Origin of the sequence: Nonomuraea sp. NPDC049695, from assembly GCF_040674955.1 — a bacterium.
Classification (GTDB): domain Bacteria; phylum Actinomycetota; class Actinomycetes; order Streptosporangiales; family Streptosporangiaceae; genus Nonomuraea; species Nonomuraea helvata.
Window position 1 is genome coordinate 12,597 of record NZ_JBFANV010000102.1, and the last position, 23,154, is coordinate 35,750.

A 23,154-nucleotide genomic window follows, 5' to 3' on the forward strand; every position below is an offset into this window, starting at 1 on the left:
TGTCGAGATTTCTCTACGTACCCGTCATCCGCAGGTGTAGCCCGCCGCTCCTCGCGTCACTTCGAAAAGGGTGAAAGTTTCAGGCGCGCTCGCGGGCGAACGGCGGCGGCGCCGACGGGTCCTGGAGCGGGCCGCTGAGCTGGATGTTGGCGATCCGCCAGCGGTCGCCCTGCCTGACGGCGACCAGCGTCACCCGGAACGAGAGTTCGGACTCGCGCCCCCTGACCGTGGTGTGCTGCTCCTGCACGCCGCTCACGATCGCGGTGTCGCCGTGGAGGCGCGCCTGCGGGTCGAGGATCGCGAAGCGGTGGTTCTTCAGGTCGCCGCGGTGGCGGTCGGCCCACTGCTCCCTGTCCAGCTTGAACCCTACGGGGCCGATGCCCGCGAAGTCGTCGCTGAGGAGGTCGTCGAAGGCGTCGGCATCTCCGTCGCGCTCGGCCTGCGCCCAGCGGTCGACGAGGTCGAGGACCTGCTCCTGACTGCTCATGGGTCTACTCCTTCATCCAGATAAGTGGGGAAAAATCCCCCGGTTAACTGTCGCATGGGACGGCGAGCCGGCACAACCCAAGTGGGGAAATTTCCCCCGGTTAGCGGTTAAGGTGGCATGGTGAAGTCCAAGCCCATGCGGGCCGACGCCCGGCGCAACCAGGAGCAGATCCTGCTCGCCGCACGCGACCTGGTCGCCGAGCGCGGCCACGACGTGCCGCTCGACGACATCGCCCGGCGCGCCGGGGTCGGGAGCGCCACGCTCTATCGCCGCTTCCCCGACCGGGACGCCCTCTTCCACGCGCTCGTCATGGACGCGCTGACCAGGACCGCCGCGGCGGCGGCGACGGCGGCCGAGGAGGAGCACGACCCGTTCGAGGCGCTGGCGCGCTACCTGCGCGAGGCCCTGGAGCTGCGGGTCTCGGCCGTGCTCCCTGCTCTGCTCGACGTGGTGGACCCCGCCGCCGACCCGGAGCTGTCACCGGTGCGCGAGGAGTCCGCCGCCGCCGTGCGGCGGATCATCGCCGACTGCCACGCGGCGGGCGCGCTGCCGGAGGACGTCACGTTCATGGACGTCGTGATGATGCTCGCACGCATCGCCCGTCCCCTTCCAGGGCCACTGTCAGCGGAGACCCAGCACGAGCTCGCCCGGCGCCACCTGGAGCTGTTCATCGGCGGACTGCGGGCGATGGGGGCGGCGTGAAACTTTCATCGGGGCTTTACCGCCCGTGAGGCAGTGCCGATAATACGCGAAGGAAAGCGCTTTCCGACCATCCCATGGAGGCACCTGGCAGACGGAGAGCACCATGCCTTTCACCTCGTTACGCGCCCCGAACTGGGCGGCGGCCGTCCTCGTGGCGGTCGCACTGGCCGCGCCGTCGATCGGCCCCGCACCAGCACAGGCCGCACCCGCACAGGCCGCGACCGCACAGGCCGCACCCGCGCAGGCCGCGACCGTGCAGGCCGTGGCCGCCGACGGGCCGATCGGGTTCGCGGCACTCAACGCCCTCGGCCAGAACGGCACCACCGGCGGCGCCGGCGGCAGGACCGTCACCGCGACGAACGCCGAGCAGTTCCTCGAGTACATCGACAGCCTCGAGCCCCTCGTCATCCAGGTCTCGGGCACGATCTCGATCACCAGCAAGCAGGGGGTGCGCCCCAACAAGACCATCGTGGGCGTCGGCACCACGGGGCACATCACCGGCGGAGGCCTGGACTTCTACCGGTCGTACAACGTGATCGTGCGCAACCTCCGCTTCACCGACGCCGAGGACGACGCGATCAACATCGGCCAGCAGTCGCACCACATCTGGATCGACCACAACACGTTCTCCGGCGCGGTGGACGGGTCCGTGGACATCGTCAGGGGCGCCGACTACGTCACCGTCTCGTGGAACCACTTCGACCACTCCGACAAGACCATGCTGATCAGCCACTCCGACGGCGCGGCGGGCACGGACGTCGGGCATCTCAAGGTGACCATCCACCACAACTTCTTCGACAACAGCCGCCAGCGTCACCCGCGCATCCGCTTCGGGGAGCCGGTGCACATCTACAACAACTACTTCCTGAACAACGAGCTGTACGGGGTGGCCTCCACGCAGAACGCGGGGGCCGTGGTCGAGGGCAACTACTTCGAGAACGTGGCGCATCCGCTCTACTCGGCGAGCGGGTACGCCGACAGCGGCCCGGGCCGGGCCGTCCAGCGCAACAACGTCTTCGTGAACTCCGGCGCCCCGGAGACCGCGGGAACGGTCGTCGAGCCGCGCACGTACTACAGCTACACGGTCGATCCGCCGCAGGGCGTCCCGTCGGCGGTCCGGGCGGGCGCGGGCTACGGCAGGATCACCCCGACGGCGGCGACGGCCGCCGCCACCAACGCCATGCCGGCCGACCTGGGCCCCTCCCCCACCTTCCTCCGCCCGAAGAGCGGTGCCGGCGCGGGCGCCCGCCTCTGACCCGACGAACTCCCTCTTTCCTGACAAGATCCCGCAATGTATCGTGCCGGAAGGAAAGTTTCACCAATGGAGGAGTCTTGGGCAAGAAGCTTCACCTACTGGCTTTACCGGTCGCCGCCGCCGCTCTCGCGCTGACGGCACTGCCGGCCCAGGCGGCCGACGGCTATGACCGCTGCGCCGCCGGCTACTACTGCCTGTTCTCCGGCCTCGACGGCACGGGCGACATCGTCCAGATCAAGAGCGACACCCCGGATCTGGCCGCTTACAACATCGCCGATCGCGCCAAGTCCGACTGGAACCGTACGAGCTCGTACATCCACCTCTTCTCGGAGGCGAACTACGGCGGCTGCTCTGCCGTGACCAGCCCCGCCGGGAAGGGCAACTTCTACACGCCGTTCCGCGACTTCTTCGACTCCGTCCGCTTCGACGGCCCGAACGGCTCGTCGTGCTTCCCTCCCCCTGGGGAGGGACTGACCGCCAAGACGGCCCCGGCCGACTCGCACGGCTGATCACGCACAACAAGGGGAAACCCCCGGCCGGTGACCCCGGCCGGGGGTTTCCTTTCAGACGGTGATCAGACGGTGATCAGCCGGTGAAGCCGACGATCGAGTAGTCCGGGCTCTGGTAGCCACGCGCGCCCCAGTTGGCGAGCGTCTTCTTGGTCGCCTGGATGTCGGGCCGCTGGTACAGCGGGATGGTGTGCACCATGTCCCAGATGAGCTTGTCGGCGGCGTTGGCCTTCTCGATGGCCTTGGCCGGGTCCATCTCGCTCACCGCAGCGTCGATCGCGGCGTCCAGGGCGGGGTCACTGCCCTTGGGGAAGTTGCTCTCGGAGCCGGTCTTGAAGGCCTGCTTCAGGAAGCCGATGGGGAGCGGCGTTCCGATCCACGAGAACGGCACCAGGTCGAAGTCGCCCTTGATGATGTAGTCGTTGAAGAACTTGTCAAGCGGGACGGGCTTGATGTTGACCTTGATCCCGGCTTCCTTGAGCATGGCCTGGGTGAGCTCGCCCTCCGTCTGCGACACCGGGGTGCCGGTCGGGATGACGAAGTTCAGGTCGAACTCCTTGCCGTCCTTCTTGCGGTACTCGCCCTCCTGCTTCCAGCCGGCCGCGTCCAGCAGCTGCTTGGCCTTCTCCAGGTTGTACTTGCCGAGGTCGCCGGAGTTGTCGACGTACCCCTTGTGGTTGTTCATGAAGATGTGGTTGCCGAGCGTCTGGATCGGCCAGTCCATGTCCTTCAGGTCCGACTGGGCGATCACGTCACGGTTGATCGCGTACTCGACGGCCTGGCGGACCGACTTCTCCTTCAGGAACTCGCTCTGGTTGTTGACGGTGATGTGCCGCCAGTTCGGGCTGAGCGCCTTGCGGATGTCCACGTTCGGGACTCCCTTGGCCCGCTTCAGCTCGGCCGGGGCGCCGGACGGGATCTCCACGCCGTCGAGCTCGCCGTTGGCGAAGGCGTTCACCTGCGCTTCCGGCGACTCGATCGCCCGGAAGATGACCTTGTCGAGCTTGGCCTTCTTGCCCCACCACTTGTCGTCACGCACGAGCGTGAGCGTCTTGGTGCCCTCGTCGATCTTCTCGACCTTGAAGGGGCCCGCGGTGGCCGGGATCTTCTGCAGGTAGTCCTTCTCGTACGCCTCGGGCGTCTCCATGTACTTGGCCGGGTAGAGGCTGGGAGACCGGGAGAACAGGCCCTCCCACTCCGGGTACGGCTTGGCGAAGGTGACGACGGCGACCTTGTCCGTGTCGCCCTTCTTCACCGACTCGATCTGGTCCCAGCCGTCGGTGGAGGCCGGCTTGAACTTCTTGTTCTCGCCGTTGTTGGCCTTCCACGCGGCCTCGAAGTCCTTCCACGAGAACGGCGTGCCGTCCGACCACGTGGCCTTGTCGTTGAGCGTGTAGGTGACGACCTGCTTGCCCGACGACAGGTCGTTCTTGACGTCGACCAGGTAGTCGGGGTTCGCGCTCCACTCGGCCTTGTCATTGGAGACCATGAGCTGCGGCATGATCGGGTCGAGCATGTCGGCCGTGTCGGCCTGGTTGCCGTCGACGTGGTTGCCGTTCCACTGGGTCGGCCACTGCCCGACCGCCAGCGTCAGCGTGCCGCCGTCCTTGACCTGGTCGTAGGGGACGGGGTTGATGCTGATGGCCGGGGTCTCCGTCATCTGCTTCTGGGCCTGCTGCGACTGCTCGGCGCTCGGCTTCTTGGCTTCGCCGCCGCCTCCGCCACAGGCCGCGACGGCCAGGGCCAGGACCGCGACACCTGCGGCCGCCCGGTAACGAACCTTCACTTTTCCTCCTGATCGTCCGAGGCCGTGATGACCTCGATCTCCTCCGCGTAGTGGCAGGCGGCGCCGTGGTCCACGGCACGCGCCAGCCGAGCAACCGAGGGCTCTTCGTCCACACACCGCCGCCGTTCCGCCTCGCTGAGCGCGGCGAACTTGGGGCAGCGGGTACGGAACCGGCATCCCGACGGTGGGTCTGCCGGGCTGGGCAGGTCGCCTTCGAGCAGGATCCGCACGCGAGTGCGTTCCATCTCGGGGTCCGGCAGCGGGATCGCTGACAGCAGCGCCTGCGTGTAGGGGTGGGCGGGGCGGTCGTAGACGTTCTCGACCGTGCCGATCTCGGCGATCCTGCCCAGGTACATGACCGCGACGCGGTCGGCCAGGTGCCTGACCACGGCCAGGTCGTGGGCCACGAACAGGTACGACAGCCCCAGCCTGTTCTTCAGCTCCTCCAGCAGGTTGATCACACCGGCCTGGATGGAGACGTCGAGTGCCGAGACCGGCTCGTCCAGCACCAGCAGCTTCGGCTCGAGCGCGAGCGCGCGGGCGATGCCGATGCGCTGGCGCTGGCCGCCGGAGAACTGGTTCGGATAGCGCTCGGCATGCTCAGGGGAGAGCCCGACGAGCTGGAGCAGCTCAGCGACCCTCTCGGCCACGTTCTTCTTGCCGTGCGCGCGCAGCGGCTCGGCGATGATGTCGCCGACCGGCATGCGCGGGTCGAGCGCGGCCATCGGGTCCTGGAAGACGATCTGCAGGTCGCGGCGGAGGCCCCTGCGCGACGCGCCGTCGAGCTTGGCGCTGTCCTTGCCGAGCACCACGACCCGCCCGCCCTGCGGCGGCTGGAGCTGCATGATCTGCTGGAGCGTGGTGGTCTTGCCGCAGCCGGACTCGCCCACCAGCGCCAGCGTCTCGCCCTCGGCGATGTCGAAGCTGATGCCGTCGACCGCGAACACGGTGCCGACGCGGCGCTTGAAGACCGCGCCCTTCATCAGCGGGTAGTGCCTGATCATGTCGTCGAGCTCGAGCACCGTGGGGCGCTCGGCGCGCGGCACGCGTACGACGTCGCTCGGCGGGATCACCGGCACGGGGAACACGTCGGCCCCGGTCAGGCCCTTGTGCTCGATCTCGTGCGAGCGGATGCACGCCACGTGGCGCCCGGCCCCGAAGGGGGTGAGCGGCGGCTCCTCGTCGTCGCACATGTCCACCTTCATCGGGCAGCGCGGTGCGAACGGGCAGCCGGGCGGCAGCGCCGACGGGGAGGGCGGGTTGCCCTCGATGGGCACGAGCGGCCCCTCCTCGCCGTCGATCCGGGGGATCGAGGCGAGCAGCCCCATCGTGTACGGCATGCGCGGCCGGTAGTAGATGTCGTCCACCGGCCCCTGCTCGACCGGCCGGCCCGCGTACATGACCAGCACCCGGTCGGCCATGCCGGCGATGACACCCAGGTCGTGGGTGATCATCACGATGCCGGCGCCCGTCTCCCGCTGCGCGGTCTTGAGCACCTCCAGCACCTGCGCCTGGATGGTCACGTCGAGCGCGGTGGTCGGCTCGTCGCAGATCAGCAGGTCGGGGTCGTTGGCGATGGCCATGGCGATCATCGCCCGCTGGCGCATGCCGCCGGAGAACTCGTGCGGGAACGACTTGGCCCGCAGGTGCGGGTTAGGGATGCCGACCAGGTCGAGCAGCTCGACAGCCCGCTTGGCGGCCTTGTCCTTCCCCATTTTCTGGTGGATGCGGACGGCCTCGGCGATCTGGTCGCCGATCGTGTAGACGGGCGTGAACGCCGACAGCGGATCCTGGAAGATCATGCTGATCGTCTTGCCGCGGACCTTGATCTGCTCGTCCTCGTCCATGCCGAGCAGCTCACGGCCGTGCAGCGTGACCGAGCCGCTGACCACGGCGTTCGGCGGCAGCAGGCCCATGACGGCCAGCGAGGTCACCGACTTGCCCGAGCCGGACTCGCCCACGATGCCGAGCACCTCGCCGGCCTCGACCTCGTAGCTGACGCCGCGCACGGCCTCGATGCCGCCGGGGAAGGTGACGGTGAGGTCCCTGACCTCCAAGATGCTCACGAGTTGCTCCCCGGGTCGAGTGCGTCACGGAGGCCGTCGCCGATCAGGTTCACGCTGAGCACCAGGAGCACCAGCAGGCCTGCGGGGAAGGCGAACAGCCATGGGTAGCCGGTGGCGTTGCCGGAGCCGGAGGCGATCAGCGTGCCGAGCGAGACGTCCGGCGGCTGGATGCCGAAGCCGAAGAAGGACAGCGCCGCCTCGCCGATGATCGCGCCGGAGACGTTGACCGTCGCGTCGATGATCAGCAACGAGGACATGTTGGGCACGATGTGCCGGAAAATGATCTTCCAGCGTGGGATGCCCATGTAGACGGCGGCCTGGACATACTCGCGCTCACGCAGCGAGATCGTCATGCTGCGCACCACCCTGGAGGTGATCATCCAGGAGAAGGCGGCCAGCAGCACCACGAACCAGAGCCAGGAGGAGCCCGCCCTGAGCTGCGGCGAGATGATCGCGATGATCAGGAAGCTGGGCAGGACCAGCAGCAGGTCCACGCCCCACATGAGCACCCTGTCCACCCAGCCACCGAAATATCCGGCGAACGCGCCCACGATCGCCGCCACACCGGTCGAGATGAGCGCGACCAGGAAGCCGATGACGATCGACTTCTGCATGCCGCGCAGCGTGATCGCGTACATGTCCTGGCCGATCGAGGTGGTGCCCCACCAGTGGTCGGCGTCGGGAGGCGACAGGAAGGCCATGAAGTCCTTCTCCTGCCAGTCGTACGAGCCGAAGTAGGGACCGAGGTAGGCCAGCGCCACCAGCAGGATCAGGGCGGCGAAGCCGTAACGGGCCTGCTGGTTGCGGAGCAGGCGCCTGAGGACGACTTTCGAACGCATGTCAGCTCACCCGCACCCGAGGATCGAGGGCCGCCACCAGCACGTCGGACAGGAAGGCGGCGAACAGGACACAGACGGCGGTGAAGAAGGTCACCGCGGCGACGGAGTTGACGTCGTTCGCGTTGATCGAGTCGACCAGCCAGGCACCCATGCCGTGCCAGGCGAAGATCTTCTCGGTGAAGGTGGCTCCCGTGAACAGCGTTCCGAACGCGAAGGCGAAGTAGGTCGCGACGGGGATCAGCGCGGTGCGCAGCGCGTGCTTGGTGAGCGCCGTCCTGCGCCGCAGCCCCTTGGCCATCGCGGTGCGGACGAAGTCCTGGTTCAGCACGTCGAGCATCATGTTGCGCTGGATCCGGCTGTAGAAGGCGACCAGGCCGAGGCTCAGCGAGATGGTCGGCAGGATCAGGTGGTTCAGCCGGTTGACGAACTGGTCCCAGCCCGACAGGCGGGGGTTGTACTCACCGGTGTACTCGATCAGCGTGAAGCCGAGCCCCCTGTTCAGGTTGTACGTGGCGATCGCCAGCAGGGTCGCGAGTACGAGAACGGGTACCGCCATGATCACGAACGAGCCGACACCTATTAACCGGTCGCTAAGCTTGTACTGCCTCACCGCGGACCACGCGCCCATGGCCACGCCGATGACGAAGCCCACGATCGTGCCGATGAGCATCAACCTGAGACTGACCATGATCCGGCGGCCCATCTCAGCGTTGACCGAGCCGCCGTTCCAGGTCTTGCCGAAGTCGCCGACGACGACGCCCTTCGCCCAGGTGGCGTACCGCAGGAGCACCGGCGTCTTGTCGTTCAGGTTGTAGGCGTCGAGGGTGCGGTCGATGACCTCCTCGGCGATCGGAGGCTGGCGCCCTTGGTATGCCGATCGCGGGTTCATCGTGCTGGCAGCGAGCATGTACGCCAGACTTGCCGCGATCACAACCAAGATCACATTTATAACCAACCTGCGGAGCAGGTACCTGCCCATTACTCTCCGTTCGCGCTGACCGGGGACACGTGCTTCCATCCGGAGAGGTGTCCCCGCAACGAAAACCCATCTCGGGCTGCGAAAACCACAAGCACCTCGAGATGGCGATCAACGCGCAGAATATAAGCAAAAATGTAACAGTCAGAAACCGTTGGACATAACGGTCAGGTCACTCGCAATAGCCACCCGAAGCTGGTCGGTCACCTTACCAAACCCCTCCCGACCTGCGCAAACGCCCATCATTTGGACATCATTTACGGCGTCCGCCGGGCGCCAGTGTCACAGAATCCGGACATAATTTGACGATCACGGAAAGTGGCCCACTTCACGCCGGCCTGATCGTCAAGTGAGTTCGGACAACATCCTGATCACGGCCTCGTACGTGTCCCGCACGCCGTCGCCGTTGCCCAGGCGGTGGCGCTCCAGCCGGACCGCCCCGAGGTGACGTACCTCATAGAGCAGGAAACGCCAGGTCGCGGCCGCGCCGCGGGCCGGCTCCCCGTACCCCTCCCAGAACGCCACACGCTCGTCCCGCTTCTTCGCGACCATGCGCATGGTCCAGTCGGCCGCCGGGTCACCCCACAGGGTCCGGTCCAGGTCGAGCACGCCGGTGATCGTCGGCTTGGGGGCTCCGGCGGCGATCATGGTGTTGACCGTCCACAGGTCGCCGGCGAGCAGGCGGGGCTCGGTGATCTCGTCGAGCACCGTACGGTTCTCCTCGGCGAGCGCGGCGGCCTTGCGGAGGTCGGCGGCCTCCAGCCCCGCGCGGTCGAGGTCGGCCGCGATGCCCTCCAGCGAGGCGATCACGGCCTGGCTCCAGGTGGCGTGCCCGCCGCCCGCAACCGGCCCGAACGCCGGGCCGCGTACCTGGTGGATCTTCCTGGTTATCTCCCCCAGCTGGCGGAAGAACGGCGCCCAGGCCGGTCGGGGGTAGTCCGGCAGCCCTTCGGGCGCCGGGACCCCGTCGAGGAGGGTCTGCACGAGGTAGTCACGGCCGATCAGCTCGTGCGACCAGTCGGCCGCGATCACCCGCGGCATCAGCGGGGCGATGACGGCGAGGTACGGCACCGTGGCGTACTCGTTGCGCATCAATTCCCGCTCGGAGGGGAACTGCGCGCCGGGCTCGGGCGCGAACCGCACCACCACCGGCCGCGCCTCGCCTTCGACGGTGACGCGATAGGTGCTGTTGTACGCGCCCAGCCCGAGCTCGACGGCGGACCGGGCGTCCCGGCCGAAGACGCGGCGGCACACGGCCTGGATGTGGTCGGGGGTCACCGGCCGCTGGAACGCGTCACCGGCCCGCTCGATCGCCTTGAACTCCATCCGGCCATCTTCCTACGCCCGCCGGCTTCGATTCGCCATGGTCACACCGGCCGTCTTTACCATGAGCATCGGTTTACTCACTGAGCGCCTTTACAGCGAGTCGACATGACTGCCCGGACGAGGGTTGTGTTCTGTCTCGATGTGAGAGACGATCTCTCTAGAGAGCTTGAGTCTGATTAGGCTGGACAGCCGGTTAGAGGGGCCTCTTGTCGGAAATCATTGACCACGACCCGATTATCTCCCTCGCCTCTCCCGACCTCCTTCTCAATCCTTATCCCGGGTACGAAAACCTGCGCCGGGAAAGGCCCGTGTTTTTCTACGACCGCCTTGACTCATGGATTTTCAGCCGGTACGACGATTGCGTCGCCGTGCTGAAGGACAGTGCGAGCTTCGCCGCCGACTGGCGCCGGGTCGGTGAGGAGATGCCGCCGCGGGCGATCAACATGCTGACCCTGGACCCACCGGAGCACACCGTGGTCCGGCGGCTGTTCATGGAGGCGCTGCGCGCGCAGGACCACCCGGCCCTGGAGCGGATGATCGAGCAGCACACGACCGAACTGCTGGCCACGCTGGCCCGCCGTCCGTCGTTCGAGTTCCTCACGGAGTTCGCCGAACCGCTGGCGCTGTCGACGACCTCCGCGTACCTGGGCGTGCCGACGCCCGATCCGGCCTGGTCCAGCCGGATCGCCCGCGACATCGTCGCCGGGATGGACGCCGGGCTCTGGCCCGAGCGGGCGCGACCCGTGCTGGCGGCGCAGGAGGAGCTGGCCGTGCTGGTCGAGGAGTGGCTCGCCCATCCGCCACCCACCGGCGTCGTCGGCGTCATCGCGGAACGGGCGGCCGGCAGCGGCGTGGACCCGGCCATCGTCGAGAACACGGTCAGAGGGCTGCTGTTCAGCGGCTACAGCTCCGGCAGCAAGCTGCTCGGGCTGGTGGCGATCGCCCTGCTCCACCAGCGGGCCGCCGAGCTGGAGCGGTTTCGGGCGGCCGACACCGCACGGGCCGTCGAGGAGATGGTCCGCTACGCCTCCCCGATCCAGGCGGTCGCCCGCGCGTGCGTGCGCGACACCGAACTGGGCGGCGTCGAGGTGCGCGCGGGACAGGCGGTCACGCTGCTCCTGGGCGCGGCCAACCGGGACCCCGCGAGGTTTCCCGACCCCGACACGGTACGGCTCGACCGGCATCCCAATCCGCATCTCGGCTTCGGCCGGGGCCCGAAGTCGTGCCTCGGCTCACCCTTTACAGCAATCTTCACCCGGGTGGTGCTCCGCGTACTCGCCGAGCGCTATCCCGGCATCAGGGCGCTCGGCGCGCCGACATATTTCCCGAACCTGACAGCGCGCAGCATTGAGCGTTTCGAGGTCGCCCTTCGGTGAAGGAGGTTTACGTGCTGAAGGTCGTCGGAGCCTCGTACGGGCGCACCGGGACCACTTCCGTTCGATTAGCTTTGGAAACCCTCGGGCTCGGCCCCTGCCATTACATGAGGGAGCTTTTCACCAGCCCTGCGCATGCCGAGGAATGGCTGCGGGTCGCCGAGGGCGGTGAACCCGATTGGAAACGGCTGCTCGACGGTTTCGCCTCGACGATCGCGTGGCCCGCGGCCTGCTACTGGCGAGAGCTCGCCGCCGCCTTTCCTGAGGCGAAAGTCCTGCTGATCGTGCGGGACCCGGCCTCGTGGTACGCCAGCATGCGCCGCACGCTGTACCGCACCAGGCCCGCGGAGGCCGGGCCGGGGACGAGCGTGCGGGACCAGGTCATCGAGAAGATCGTCTGGCAGGGAACGTTCTCCGGGCGATTCGAGGATCGCGACCACGCCATCGGCGTCTACCTCGCCCATCTGGACGAGGTTCGCAAGGCCGTGCCGTCCGGCCGGCTCGTCGAGTTCGAGCCGTCGCGTGGATGGGAGCCGCTCTGCGCGGCACTGGGGGTCGACGTGCCGGATGTGCCCTTTCCCACGGCGAACACCACTGATGAATATCTGCGCCGCGCCGAACAGGCCGGGGTCCTCCCGCCACGGTGAGAACGCAGTGTGGGCAGGAGAGGACAGGGAAGTGTCGCTCACCGTCTCATCCACCACCGACCCGTACGGAGTGGCGGCAGCCTACTGGGACCGCCTGCACATAGGGCCTGGCTCAGCGGCGCTGGTCTCCTTCTTCGCCGGCCTGGCCCCGCCCGGAGGGCACGCGCTGGAGATCGGCCCGGGTACCGGCCGGATGACCCTGGCGGTGGCCGGGCGCGTGGCGAGCGTGCACTGCCTTGAGCCCTCCCCCGCGATGCGTGCGGTGCTCATGACCAAGCTGGCCAAGGAGCCGGACCTGCGCGATCGGGTGACCGTGCTCGGCGACGCCGCGCCGGACTTCCGTTTCGACCGGCGCTTCGACTACATCTACCTGGCCGCCGTGTACGAGGACGTGCCGCCGGAGGCACGTCGGCCGCTCTTCGCCGGCTTGGCCGAGTGCCTCGCACCGGGTGGTGTGCTGGCCATGGACATGGTGACCGACGAGGTCGTCCCCGACCATCCCGAGCGCGAAGTGCGCAGCGCGCGCCAGGGCGAGTGCCGCTACACCCTGTCGTCGGCCGTCTGGCCGCTCGGCCCCGACCTGGCCGGGGTGCGGCGCGTGTACCGCACCTACCACCGCGACACGCTGGTGGCCACCGAGACCATGGAAGGCGACTACCACCTCCACCGGCCCGCCGACGTGCTCGCCGACCTGCGCGCGGTCGGCCTGACCGCCGTGGGCGGCTCAGCCGTCACCGACGAGGTGACCCCGCTCGACGACAAGGGAACGCTGATCGCCCGGCACGACAGCTGACCTCTTTGAGCTCGAGGCCCCCCGAACGGCCCACGCCATGTCGCCAGGTGCCGTTCGGGCCTCGAAACCCGCCCATCGGACCTCGATGGGCGCAGCGGCGAGTTAAAGGAGGTGCGCCATGCGGTACTGGTACTGACCGATCGTGACCGTGGCCTGATCCTGCGCGATCAGGCCACGGCCTGGCATCCACGCACCGACACGAACGGGGGTCGTCTGATGCTCCAGTCCCACGAGACCGAGGTGCTGGTCGTCGGGGGCGGCCTCACCGGGTTGTCCTGCGCGCTGTTCCTCGCTCATCACGGCGTACGGTGCACGCTCGTGGAGCGCCACCCCGACCTGCTGAGCCATCCCAGGCAGCGCAGCCTGGTCCCCCGCCTCATGGAGGTCTACCGGCAGGTCGGACTGGAATCCCGGATCCAGAAGAATCGGGTGGATTTCGCGAGTGCCGCCGAATATACGGCCATCCGCGCGGAGACGCTGGCCAGTGCCCGGTACCTCCCCGTGGACCAGCAGGATGACGCCGCGCGAACCGCCGCCTTCAGCCCTTGCACCGGCACACCCATCGATCAGAACCGGGTGGAGGCCCTGCTGCGGACCCGGGCGCGCGAGCTCGGCGCACGGATCCGGTTCGGCACCGAGCTGCTCGGCCTCGCCCGGCATGAGGGTGGGGTGGAGGCGCGGCTGCGCGAGCTCGACGGCGCCGGGCACCGGCTCGTGGCCCGGTACGTCGTCGCGGCCGACGGCGGGCGCAGCCCGGTCCGGCACCTGCTCGGGATACCGATGGACGGGCCGGTCGACTTCTTCCGTCTGCTGACGCTGATGGTCGATGCCGACCTCCGGCCCGCGCTGGCCGGCCGTACCGCGCACATGGCCTTCCTTGACCGGCCCCGGCCGAGGACGTACCTGATGGCGCTGGACCGGACGGGTCAGCGCTGGGTCTTCGGCACCACGGACGGTCCGGGCGACGCCGCGCCGGATGAGGACGAATGCATCGAACTGGTGCGTGCCGCCGCCGGCCTGCCGGCGGTGCCGGTGGTGCTCCGGCCGCAGATACCCGGCACGGCCAGGACCGTCCTGCGGTTCGAGGTCGGCGCGGCCGTGGCGGCCACGTACCGGAAGGGGCCGGTGTTCCTGATCGGCGACGCGGCGCATCTCATGCCGCCGACCGGGGGATTCGGCGGTGTCGTGGGCGTGGAGGACGCGCACAACCTGGCCTGGAAGCTGGCCGCCGTCGTCCATGGTCATGCCGGGGAGGGACTGCTCGACACGTACGAGGACGAGCGCCGCCCGGTCGCGGCGTTCGCCCTGCGGCAGGCGCTCGCGCGGTACCGGTCCCGCCTGGCTCCCGGGGAGACCCTGGCACAGCTCCCGATGGCCGATGAGCAGCCGGTGGACCGCTCGACCGTGATGATGGGACACCGGTACCGGTCGACCGCGGTGGCAGGCGGTGTGAGCGATGACCGGTCGACCGCGGTGGCAGGCGGCGTGAGCGATCCGGCCGCGCCGGCGGAGGTGTCCGGCCTGTGCGGAGACCCCGGCACCAGGGCTCCCCATCTCCCGCTCGCCGGCTCCGCCGAGCGGTCCACGATCGACCTGTACGGCGGGCGCTTCGTCCTGCTCGCCGGCCCCGACGGCCAGGACTGGGTGACGGCGGCGGGCAAGCTGCCGTTACCGGTGACCGCCCGGCGGTTCGGGACCGACCTTGCCGCAGCCGGCACACCCGCGGCCGACGCGGCCGCCCGGCACGGCATCGGAGCAGGCGGTGCGGTGCTGGTGCGCCCGGACGGCTTCGTGGCCTGGCGGAGCACAGGACCGGCCGCCGACCCCGCCGCGGAACTGCTCGCCGCGTTCACCGCCATCCTCTCCCGTGACCAGGCGGCACCCCCGCGGACCGGGTGACGAACCGGACCGTCACGGCATCCACTTGCCGCCCGCGACGTCGATCGTGAGCCCGGTGAGCCACGACGACGCCTCGGAGGCGAGGAAGGCCGTCACGTTCGCCACGTCGAGCGGAGTGCCGAGCCGCCCGAGCGGGTGCTCGGCCAGCAGCCGCTCCTGGAACTCCGCCGGCATCCGCTCCTCCAGCCGCTCCGTCATGATCGTCGACGGGGCGACCGCGTTGACCCGGATGCCGGTGGGGCCGAGCTCGTAGGCCAGCTGTCTGGTCAGCGCGATGACTCCGGCCTTGGCCGCCGTGTACGCCACCGACGCGGCGGTCGGGGTACGGGCCGCCAGCGACGACATCGTGACGATCGATCCGCTCCGCCGCTCCCTCATGCGGGGCAGGAAGCTCCCGATGGTGAGGAACGCCGAGGTGAGGTTGGCGTTCACGGTGGCGTGCCAGTCCTCCACGCTCAGCTGGTCGATGGGCCGCGGGATCCCGGTCCCGCCCCCCGCGAAGGCCGCCAGCACGTCCACGGGCCCGAGCCGCCGCTCGACCTCCTCCCGCATCGCCTCGACGGCGGCGAAGTCGGTGGTGTCGGCGGCCACGCCGATCGCCGCGCCGCCGATCTCCTTCACGGCCGCCTCGACGGCCACCGGGTCACGCCCGTTGACCACGACCCGCATCCCCTGCTCGGCCAGCACCCGAGCGGTCTGTCGCCCGATCCCGCCGGAGCCGCCGGTAACCAGCGCCACCTTGCCCTGCAGGTCTGGGTACATCATGACTTCCACTCCCTCTGCGCTTCGCGGCCGTCCCTTGGGAGTACAGGTTGCCCTGTGCGGACGGCCCGGGGCATCAGGCGCGAGGGGCGTTTCGGACTGCGCCCACGGGCGTGCGCGGGGGTCGCCACCGATACTCCGCAGGTCGTAGGCGAGGGCATGTCAGGGTTGCGGCGGCACGGAGCACGTCATCGTCACAGAACCGGTGTGACGTCGGTGTGGACGAAGTCGTCGCCCTTGAAGAGCAGCGGCTCACGACAGTCTCTTGCCAGCGCATAGGAGAAGCAGTCGCCGAAATTCAGCCCAGCCTTGTGACCGCTCCCCCGGCCATAGTCCCAGTAGGCCCGGCGGGCGATGCGTGCCTGCTGCAATGTGACAGGCATGATGTCGACCTTCATCCTGTTCAGGAAGTCGTCCAAGAGCCGAGAAGCGGCCGGATCGCGCGTACGCTCCACCACGGCGGCCACCTCCAGATAGGTCGCGGCCGACATGCGGCGCGACGCGGCATCTCGGATGGCTGCGCCAAAGGCGGCGGCATCTGGCTCGCCCTTGAGGATCGCGACAATCGCGCTGGTGTCAATGATCAAGCGGGGAGACCCGTCTCTGAGTCATACAGGAAGTCAGTGGACAGGTCCGCACCACCCAATCTCGTACGGATCTTCGCGGCGAGCGCGAGTAGATCTTCCGCCATCGTGGCGTCTTCCTCCTCCCGGCGCTTGGCGAGCAGGCGCTCACGCCGCTCGCGCAGGGCGGAGATGACGGCTGCGGTCTTGCTCTCTCCCGTAAGCGCGCCAATCTCCGCTGCCAGCCGCTCGGCCTCGGGGTTTTTGATATTCAGACTCACAACCGCCCCCTTCTACCCTGTCCTTACTCAGATTCTACCCCGTCTACCATCGAGGCTCTTTGTCTTCCCCGCTGCCTTCAGCAGGCGACGGCGAGAAAGCAGCCGTCAAGCCCGTCGCATGCAGGATCGTCCGAGGTCAGCACGTATACCGGGGCGCCAGGGGCCAGCGAGGCGACCACGTCCAGCTAGAGGAGCCTTGCGATCTCGGTTGCGGCGCTGAGTACGAGTGGGGCGATCTCGTTCTCGTCCCGCACCCCGATGGTCACCACGCCGACGCTGGCACCGGCCGGGCGCCGTGCCGTGGTGATCGGGACGGCGACGCCCCATGCCCCCGGCTGCAGCTCGCCCGCGGTGACCGCGTATCCGGTGGCGCGAGCCTGGGTGATCGCCGGGCGCTCCCCGGGGAGGGGCGGGCGGCCGGCCAGGATGGCGATCCCTGAGGCGCCGCGGTCCGCGGGATGCCGCGTGCCGGCGCGATAGCCGACGTGGATCTGCGAGACGCGCGGCTCGGCCACGGTGAGGACGACCGCCTGGCTCTCGTCGATGTCGAGCACCGTGATGAAAGCGGTGGCGTTGCAGGCGTCGGCCAGCACCTGGAGCGCGGCGGAGGCCGCGGTGCGGAGCCTGTGCTGCACGGCGGCGTTGAGCTCGACAATGCCGAGGCCGAGGGTGTAGCGGGTGCCGATCCGGGCGGCCAGCCGGTGGTTGCCGAGTGCGACCAGGTGGCGGGAGACGGCGTTGCGATGGATCCCGGCCAGCTGGGCGAGCTCGGTGATGGTCAGCCCGTCCGGATGCTCCTTGAGGATCTCCAGGAGCCGCAGGCCGGTGTCGATCGTCTTCGAGCCCGCCGTGGAGGCGGCCGGGCTCTGCTCGTCGGTGGTCATTCGGTGCCCAGGGGAGGTACGGGGGTGTAGCGCAGCGGCAGGTGCTTGACGCCGCCGATGAAGTTCGACACCAGCCGGACAGGTGGTCCGGCGAGTTGCACGTCCGGCAGCCGCCAGAGCAGTTCCCGGTAGAACACGCGCAGTTGCAGGCGGGCGAAACGGGAGCCGAGGCACACGTGCGGGCCGTCCCCGAACGAGACGTGGTCATTGGGGCTTCGGGCGATGTCGAAACGCATCGGGTCGGGGAAGCGGCGCTCGTCGAAGTTGGCGGCACCGTGGAAGACGACGACCTTGTCGCCTGCGGCGATGCGCCGCTCGGCCAGGACTGTGTCGTGTACGGCGGTACGGCGGAAGCTGAGCACGGGAGGATGCCAGCGCAGCATCTCCTCGATGGCCGAGTCGAGGAGATCGGGGTGGTCGAGCAGGCGGCGATGCTGGTCGGGATGGTCCAGCAGCGCGAGCATCCCGCCGGGCAGAGCCGATCGCACAGTGTCGTTGCCGGCGATGACCAGGAGGAAGAAGAACATCGACAGTTCGGGATCGGTAAGACGCTGCCCGTCCACCTCGGCCGTGGCGAGCGCGGTCATGATGTCGTCTGCCGGATTGCGGCGTTTGTAGGCGGCGAGTGAGTGAGCGTACTCGAACATGTCGGCGAGCATGGCCGGGGATCGCGGGTTGACCGGCTTGCCGTCCGGGCCGCGGACGACGGTGGCGTGGTCGGGATCCTGATAGCCGATCACGCGGTTGGTCCACTCCAGGATCGGGCCGCGCTCGGAGGGCGGGATGCCGAGGAGATCCGCGAGGTTGTGGATCGGGTAGTCGTCGGTCACGTCCGCCGGCAGGTCGCACGCGCCTCGCTCGGCGATGTCGTCGATGAGCAGTCGCGCCCGTGCCGCGACGCCGGCGGTGAAGCGCTCGATGCGCCTGGCGGTGAACACGCCGGAGACGATCCGCCGGAGCCGGCCGTGCTCCGGCGGATCGAGGTTGAGCATCATCCGCCGGATGAACGACAGGTCGGCGGGGTCCGGATCGCGGATCTGGGTGGCGCCGAGCCAGGAGCTGAACTCGGTCGGCGTGCGCAGCACGCGTACGACGTCGGCGTGGCGGGTCACCGCCCAGAACCCGGGCCCCGCGGGCCAGTCGCCGACCTCGTGCTCCTCCTGCCAGCGCACGGGGTCGTGGTCACGCAGCCGGCGGTACGTCTCGTGCGGGATGCCCTGTGCGTAGATACGCGGGTCGAACACGTTGGCCGTCGTACTCATGTCGATCACGGGCAACCCTTCAAGAGATCGTCAGGTGGCCAGGAAACGTTCGATGGCGGAGACCAGGGCCAGCGGTGTCTCGTCCATCGCGTAGTGGCCGGCGTCCGCGAATGTCAGCAGTTCGGCGTTCGGGTACCACTGCAGCCAGGTGCCCCGCATGACGTCGGCGGAGAGCGCCGGGTCGTGTTCGCCGGCGATGACGAGCACCGGCGTGGTGGTGCCGGCCACCTCGGTGTGGAAGTCGGTGCGGGCCCAGGCGTCGAGGTAGGCCCGGTAAGCGGTCACCGTGGAGTTGCGCAGCGAGTTGTCGACCATCTCGTCGAGCCACGGGCCCGGCAGCCGGTTGCCGGTGGTGAGATCGATGATCGCGCGACGGCCGGCGGGCTCGTCGGCGGAGCCGGAGAACAGCGCCCAGGCCTCGTCGTCGAACGGCACGCCGGAGGCCGGCACCGCGGAGATGCCGACGAGCTTGCTGACCCGGCCGGGCGCGTCCAGCATCACGCGCTGCATCGCCGTTCCGCCCATCGAGTGACCGACCAGGGAGAAGGTCTCCCACCCCAGCTTGTCGGCGAGCGCGATCACATCGGCGGCGATCTCAGCGAGGGTGTACTCGCCGGTGATGTCGCGAGCCTGGCCGTATCCCCGGTAGTCGGGGAAGGCGTAGGTGAAGGCCTCGCCGTTCAGGTACGGCTGGATCTTCCTGAAGGCTCCGCGGTCTCCGAACCAGCCGTGCAACGCGATTACGCGATGCGGCCCCGAACCGAGGACGTCGTGGGGAAGGACGACGGGGGACATGGCGAATCCTCCTTAGCGTTCGTGGCGTCGATGCCGCCGAGGCATTCCAGGCTGAACCAAACGTACTTGCCGTTCTCGTGCGGGACAGCGCCCCACTGGTCGGCCTGCGCGTCGACCAGGAACAGCCCGCGCCCGCTTTCGGCGAGGAAGTCGGGGGCCCGGCGCGTGGGAAGGGTCGGATCGTGGTCGCAGACCGCCACCCAGATCGTGACGTCCCCTGCTCGCACGTTGATCCTGATGTCGGAGGATCCCCAAGCGGGCGTGACCGCGTGCTGGACCGCGTTGGTGACCAGTTCACTGGTCAGCTCGGCGATCGTCGCCTCGTCAGCGGGCGAGAGAGACAGATCCCAGGAGGCGAGCATGGCCGACACCCAGCGGCGCGCGATGGACGAGGCGATCGGCGAGCGGGGCAGATCGCACCAGCGGGAGAGCAGCCGGCTCTGAAGGTCGGTGACGACATTCACGGCGCACCCCCTGCGATCGGCGGTAACACGCCGCTCTCCGTTGGGCGCCTTGAAACGGCTGCAGCGCGTCCGAACTCGGGTCTCAGGCGATGAATCGCGAACACGGCGTGGACTTCTCCCAGATGCCCAAATATTGGGCGCGATGGTCAAAAAATGGGCGTGCGCGAGGACAGCATCGGCCGGAACAGAGCTGTTGTCAACGCGAATGGCAGAAATGTGGATCATCCGCGGCGATGGCGTCTCCGGATGAAGTGCGATTCAGTCAGTTGGCTTCCAGAAGGGGTTGCATCTTGTCCGTCGCCACGTAACGTCCCGAGCAGCGACCCTCGCGCGGGAGGAGAGATCGGCATGTCCGACGATGAGGCACGGCGCGTTTTCCAGGTGGTCGACTCGTTCGAGCCCGACAGGTTCGTGCAGTTGCTGGCGGAGGACGCCAGGCTGGTGTTCGGCAATGCCGAGCCCATGGTGGGACGCGACGCCATCGCCGAGGGGCTGCGGATGTTCTTCGCCACCATCGCGGGCCTGGCGCACAGGCTCGTCAGAACGTGGCAGGTCGACGCCGACACCATTGCCGAGACCGAGGTGACATACCGGCGGCTCGACGGCAAGGACGTCAGCGTCGTGGCCGTGTCGATCTGGCATACCCGCGACGACGGTCTGATCTCGGACTACCGCATCTTCGTCGACCTGGCGCCCGTCTACGCAATGTAGAGCCACGTCTGCTGCTCCGGGGTCGAGGAACGCGGGGACAGCCATCAACCCGCTCGCGGAGGAGGATGTCGCCCGCAAGGACAACACCCGATGGCAGCTCGACCTCGGCGTCGACTGCCTCCTCTACGGCATGGCCACCCGCCTGAACGTCTGAGGAAGCCCGCATCGGCATAGACGGGAGCCGTACAGCGTCATTTCCTGAAAAGTTGTGAAGAGCCCTTGTCAGAGTTGTTGTGATCATCAACAATCTAGGCAGTCACCGGTGGGCCGGGTAGGCGTACTTCTCCAGGAAGCGCTTTCCACCGACGTGAGAGTACTGTCACGCCTACCCGCATGGGGGCTCAGTGAGACGCTCACGCCCTTCTTCGGCGCCCTGCGCCGTGTCGGTCCCGCCACGACGTTCACCTTCACCGCCGTGAACCAGAACGGCGGCACCTGTATGGACGTCCCGTACGGCTCCTCCGGCGAAGGCGTCCAGCTCGTCCCACAGTCCTGTGACGGCGGCGCCGGCCAGACGTTCCCGCCCGCCCCCTCCGGCGAGCAGTAGCCCCTCCGTGCGGGCGCCGTCGTGCGCCCGCCCATCCCCCACCGGAAGGAACCCGCATGTCCAACCGCATCCCCCTGTTCCTGGCCGCCGCCTTCAGCCTGGTCTTATCCATGATCGTCCCCTTCGGGGCGACGACGGCGAGCGCGGCGGTCTGCCCCCAGGGCACCTACCAGATCACGACCAGCCGCCACGCGGTCTGCACCCACGGCCCCGACGCTCCACCGCCCGGACTGGACATCAAACGCCGGGTCCAGCCCGTCTCCCAGACCGCGGCCGCCGCGGGCCTGCCCGTGTGCGAGGGCGACGGCGTCACAGGCAAGCGGGTGGAGGTCCTCTACATCCACGGCTCCACCAGCCGCTACCAGCAGTACCTGGAGACGTTCCGCACCCTCGCGGAGGGCGTCGACACGATTTACAACACCAGCGCGGCCGAGACCGGCGGCGAGCGCCACATCCGCTTCGTCACCGAAACGGTCAACGGCCTGTGCCGCCCCGTCGTCCGTGACGTGCAGATCTCCGACTCGGCTCTCAACGCCAACGACTGGGCGCCCCTGCTCAACGCCGTGCAGGCCGCCGGCTACACCCGGACCGACCGCAAGTACCTGCAGTTCGTCGACGCCCAGGTCTACTGCGGCATCGGCGGCTTCGCCGGCGACACCTCCAAGAGTGACGCCAACCGCTCCAACGTCGGCCCGGAATACGCCCGCGTCGACAACGGCTGCTGGGACTCGGCCGTGGCCTCCCACGAGGTGGGCCACACGCTCGGCGCCGTCAACAACAACGCGCCGCACGCCTCCGGCCACGCCCACTGCGTCGATGAGTACGACGTCATGTGCTACAAGGACGCCGACGACGTCACCCTGATCTACAACTGCACCAATCAGAGCCACGACCGGCTCCTGGACTGCGGCCACGAGGACTACTACAACACCAACCCGCCGGCCGGAAGCTACCTGGCCACGTACTACAACGTTGCCGACAACCTCTTCCTCATCAAGGGCGGCGGAACCTCCCAGCCGCCGGCCACCTTCCGCCTGACCAACGCCGCATCCGGCACCTGCCTGGACGACCCCGACAGCAGCACGACCAACGGCGTCCAGCTCACCCTGCGCGGTTGCAACGGCGGGACCGGCCAGACCGTGACCCAGTCCGGCTCGACCCTGCAGGTCCTGGGCAAGTGCGTCGACGCCTACGGCAACGGCACCGCGAACGGAACCGCGATCATCCTGTGGACCTGCAACGGCGGAACCAACCAGCAGTGGACGATACGGTCTGACGGCACGATCGCCGGCACGCAGAGCGGCCGCTGCCTGACGCCTTCCAACGGCGGCACGGCGGACAACACCCCCATCGTCCTGTACGACTGCGGCAGCCAGTCATACCAGCGCTGGAACCGTACATAGCGCGATGCCGTACCGGGCCCGTGGGCGCGCCGGGTGAACGCTCCCGGGCCCGGTACACGAACGCGCGCTGTGTTAGCGCTAACATCATTCGGTACAGCTGAGAGGGCATTTGATTTGAGTAGTTTGCGGCTTATGTTCTAGTAGGTGCCTCGCCAGGTTGAGGTGGTCTCGTCCGTTATGCGTTTGGTGAGGTTGTCAATCGAGGCGATGTAGATCATGGCTTCGGAGCTGAGGGGAAGGGTTTCGTAATCGCGGGTCAGGCGTCGTCTTAACATAAGCCAGCCGAGGCTGCGTTCCGCTACCCAGCGTCTTTTAACGACTTGGAAGCCGCGGACGTCGGGGTTTCTGTTGACGACTTCCACGTCGATTCCGAGGCGGGCTCCGTGTTCGACTGCGGCGTTCTTAAATCCGGTGTCTACCCAGGCTTTGGTGATGGTTGGGTAGGTCTCCTTGACGGTGTTGAGCAGTTGTATTCCTATGGCGTTTTCGGAGAGGCTTGCGGCGGTGACGGTGACGGCGAGTAGGAGGCCGAGCGCGTCTGTGACGATGCCTCGCTTCCGGCCGATGATCTTCTTGGCGGCGTCCGTTCCTTGACTGGCCAGGGGTACGTTGGTGGAGGTCTTGACGCTCTGGGTGTCGATCACGGAGGCGGTCGGCTCGGGCTCGCGGCCGGCCTTGGCGCGGGCCAGTCCGGTCAGGTCGTAGTTAAGTTGGGCGAGTATCCCTTCGTCGCGCCAGGCCGCGTAGTAGGCGTACACGGTGTTGTACGACGGGAAGTCGTGCGGTAGGTATTTCCAGGCAATTCCCGTGCGGTTGACATAGAG

At 68.2% G+C, this 23,154-nt stretch carries 24 protein-coding genes; 10 read left to right on the forward strand and 14 right to left on the reverse strand.

Features of this window, described 5'->3' with window-relative positions; all coding sequences use genetic code 11:
- Positions 1–79: 79 nt before the first annotated feature.
- A complete protein-coding gene (locus AB0J64_RS48320; RefSeq protein ID WP_364043178.1) occupies positions 80–487 on the reverse strand; it encodes an SgcJ/EcaC family oxidoreductase in 408 nt (135 codons plus the stop codon).
- A 117-nt stretch (positions 488–604) separates the two neighbouring features.
- Here AB0J64_RS48320 and AB0J64_RS48325 point away from each other — a divergent pair, with 117 nt between their 5' ends.
- The 3 genes from AB0J64_RS48325 to AB0J64_RS48335 all read left to right on the forward strand — a co-directional run bounded on the left by AB0J64_RS48325 (position 605) and on the right by AB0J64_RS48335 (position 2,953).
- Positions 605–1,189, forward strand: coding sequence for a helix-turn-helix domain-containing protein (locus AB0J64_RS48325; RefSeq protein WP_364043180.1), 585 nt, complete (start codon positions 605–607; stop codon positions 1,187–1,189).
- A gap of 103 nt (positions 1,190–1,292) precedes the next feature.
- On the forward strand, positions 1,293–2,444 hold the full coding sequence (locus AB0J64_RS48330) for a right-handed parallel beta-helix repeat-containing protein (RefSeq protein WP_364043182.1): 1,152 nt from the start codon (positions 1,293–1,295) through the stop codon (positions 2,442–2,444).
- 77 nt (positions 2,445–2,521) lie between these two features.
- A complete protein-coding gene (locus AB0J64_RS48335) occupies positions 2,522–2,953 on the forward strand; it encodes a peptidase inhibitor family I36 protein (RefSeq protein WP_364043184.1) in 432 nt (143 codons plus the stop codon).
- 76 nt (positions 2,954–3,029) lie between these two features.
- Here the strand turns inward: AB0J64_RS48335 and AB0J64_RS48340 are convergent, their stop codons facing one another.
- The 5 genes from AB0J64_RS48340 to AB0J64_RS48360 form a co-directional block, all read right to left on the reverse strand.
- Positions 3,030–4,739: an ABC transporter family substrate-binding protein gene (locus AB0J64_RS48340; protein WP_364043186.1), complete on the reverse strand. Its 1,710-nt coding sequence runs from the start codon at positions 4,737–4,739 to the stop codon at positions 3,030–3,032.
- Positions 4,736–6,805, reverse strand: coding sequence for an ABC transporter ATP-binding protein (locus AB0J64_RS48345; protein WP_364043188.1), 2,070 nt, complete (start codon positions 6,803–6,805; stop codon positions 4,736–4,738). The genes AB0J64_RS48340 and AB0J64_RS48345 overlap by 4 nt, the downstream gene beginning before the upstream one ends.
- Positions 6,802–7,644: an ABC transporter permease gene (locus tag AB0J64_RS48350; RefSeq protein ID WP_364043190.1), complete on the reverse strand. Its 843-nt coding sequence runs from the start codon at positions 7,642–7,644 to the stop codon at positions 6,802–6,804. Before AB0J64_RS48350 ends, AB0J64_RS48345 begins: the two co-directional genes overlap by 4 nt.
- A 1-nt stretch (position 7,645) precedes the next feature.
- Positions 7,646–8,623, reverse strand: coding sequence for an ABC transporter permease (locus AB0J64_RS48355; RefSeq protein WP_364043192.1), 978 nt, complete (start codon positions 8,621–8,623; stop codon positions 7,646–7,648).
- A 342-nt stretch (positions 8,624–8,965) separates the two neighbouring features.
- On the reverse strand, positions 8,966–9,946 hold the full coding sequence (locus AB0J64_RS48360; RefSeq protein WP_364043194.1) for an aminoglycoside phosphotransferase family protein: 981 nt from the start codon (positions 9,944–9,946) through the stop codon (positions 8,966–8,968).
- Between the two features lie 368 nt (positions 9,947–10,314).
- On the opposite strand from AB0J64_RS48360, the gene AB0J64_RS48365 reads away from it, so the two are divergent.
- The 4 genes from AB0J64_RS48365 to AB0J64_RS48380 all read left to right on the forward strand — a co-directional run bounded on the left by AB0J64_RS48365 (position 10,315) and on the right by AB0J64_RS48380 (position 14,658).
- A complete protein-coding gene (locus tag AB0J64_RS48365) occupies positions 10,315–11,322 on the forward strand; it encodes a cytochrome P450 (RefSeq protein ID WP_364043196.1) in 1,008 nt (335 codons plus the stop codon).
- A gap of 11 nt (positions 11,323–11,333) precedes the next feature.
- On the forward strand, positions 11,334–11,966 hold the full coding sequence (locus AB0J64_RS48370) for a sulfotransferase family protein (RefSeq protein WP_364043198.1): 633 nt from the start codon (positions 11,334–11,336) through the stop codon (positions 11,964–11,966).
- Between the two features lie 31 nt (positions 11,967–11,997).
- A complete protein-coding gene (locus AB0J64_RS48375; protein WP_364043200.1) occupies positions 11,998–12,759 on the forward strand; it encodes a methyltransferase domain-containing protein in 762 nt (253 codons plus the stop codon).
- A 111-nt stretch (positions 12,760–12,870) separates the two neighbouring features.
- On the forward strand, positions 12,871–14,658 hold the full coding sequence (locus tag AB0J64_RS48380; protein WP_364043202.1) for an FAD-dependent oxidoreductase: 1,788 nt from the start codon (positions 12,871–12,873) through the stop codon (positions 14,656–14,658).
- 12 nt (positions 14,659–14,670) lie between these two features.
- Here AB0J64_RS48380 and AB0J64_RS48385 read toward each other — a convergent pair whose 3' ends face one another.
- From AB0J64_RS48385 to AB0J64_RS48415, 7 genes are all read right to left on the reverse strand, one after another.
- Entirely contained in the window at positions 14,671–15,423 is a 753-nt protein-coding gene (locus AB0J64_RS48385) for an SDR family NAD(P)-dependent oxidoreductase (RefSeq protein WP_364043204.1), read from the reverse strand.
- Between the two features lie 191 nt (positions 15,424–15,614).
- Positions 15,615–16,007, reverse strand: coding sequence for a type II toxin-antitoxin system VapC family toxin (locus tag AB0J64_RS48390; RefSeq protein WP_364043206.1), 393 nt, complete (start codon positions 16,005–16,007; stop codon positions 15,615–15,617).
- Positions 16,004–16,264, reverse strand: a complete 261-nt coding sequence (locus AB0J64_RS48395; protein WP_364043208.1) for a type II toxin-antitoxin system VapB family antitoxin — start codon at positions 16,262–16,264, stop codon at positions 16,004–16,006. The genes AB0J64_RS48390 and AB0J64_RS48395 overlap by 4 nt, the downstream gene beginning before the upstream one ends.
- A gap of 185 nt (positions 16,265–16,449) precedes the next feature.
- Positions 16,450–17,148, reverse strand: a complete 699-nt coding sequence (locus tag AB0J64_RS48400; RefSeq protein ID WP_364043210.1) for a helix-turn-helix domain-containing protein — start codon at positions 17,146–17,148, stop codon at positions 16,450–16,452.
- Positions 17,145–18,410 carry a cytochrome P450 gene (locus AB0J64_RS48405; RefSeq protein ID WP_364043223.1) on the reverse strand — a complete coding sequence of 422 codons (1,266 nt, stop codon included), beginning with the start codon at positions 18,408–18,410 and terminating at the stop codon, positions 17,145–17,147. The genes AB0J64_RS48400 and AB0J64_RS48405 overlap by 4 nt, the downstream gene beginning before the upstream one ends.
- A 30-nt stretch (positions 18,411–18,440) precedes the next feature.
- Positions 18,441–19,205 carry an alpha/beta hydrolase gene (locus tag AB0J64_RS48410; RefSeq protein WP_364043212.1) on the reverse strand — a complete coding sequence of 255 codons (765 nt, stop codon included), beginning with the start codon at positions 19,203–19,205 and terminating at the stop codon, positions 18,441–18,443.
- Positions 19,151–19,669, reverse strand: coding sequence for an ATP-binding protein (locus AB0J64_RS48415; protein WP_364043214.1), 519 nt, complete (start codon positions 19,667–19,669; stop codon positions 19,151–19,153). Before AB0J64_RS48415 ends, AB0J64_RS48410 begins: the two co-directional genes overlap by 55 nt.
- A 348-nt stretch (positions 19,670–20,017) precedes the next feature.
- Between AB0J64_RS48415 and AB0J64_RS48420 the strand changes: the two genes are divergently transcribed.
- The 3 genes from AB0J64_RS48420 (at position 20,018) to AB0J64_RS48430 (ending at position 22,330) form a co-directional block, all read left to right on the forward strand.
- Entirely contained in the window at positions 20,018–20,380 is a 363-nt protein-coding gene (locus AB0J64_RS48420) for a nuclear transport factor 2 family protein (RefSeq protein WP_364043216.1), read from the forward strand.
- Between the two features lie 307 nt (positions 20,381–20,687).
- Complete coding sequence (locus tag AB0J64_RS48425; protein WP_364043218.1) at positions 20,688–20,927, forward strand: hypothetical protein; 240 nt, start codon at positions 20,688–20,690, stop codon at positions 20,925–20,927.
- Between the two features lie 56 nt (positions 20,928–20,983).
- Positions 20,984–22,330, forward strand: a complete 1,347-nt coding sequence (locus AB0J64_RS48430; RefSeq protein ID WP_364043220.1) for a ricin-type beta-trefoil lectin domain protein — start codon at positions 20,984–20,986, stop codon at positions 22,328–22,330.
- Between the two features lie 137 nt (positions 22,331–22,467).
- On the opposite strand, the gene AB0J64_RS48435 is transcribed toward AB0J64_RS48430, so the two are convergent.
- Positions 22,468–23,154, reverse strand: a 687-nt coding sequence (locus tag AB0J64_RS48435) for an IS5 family transposase (protein ID WP_364043221.1), incomplete at its 5' end; no start/stop codon positions are given.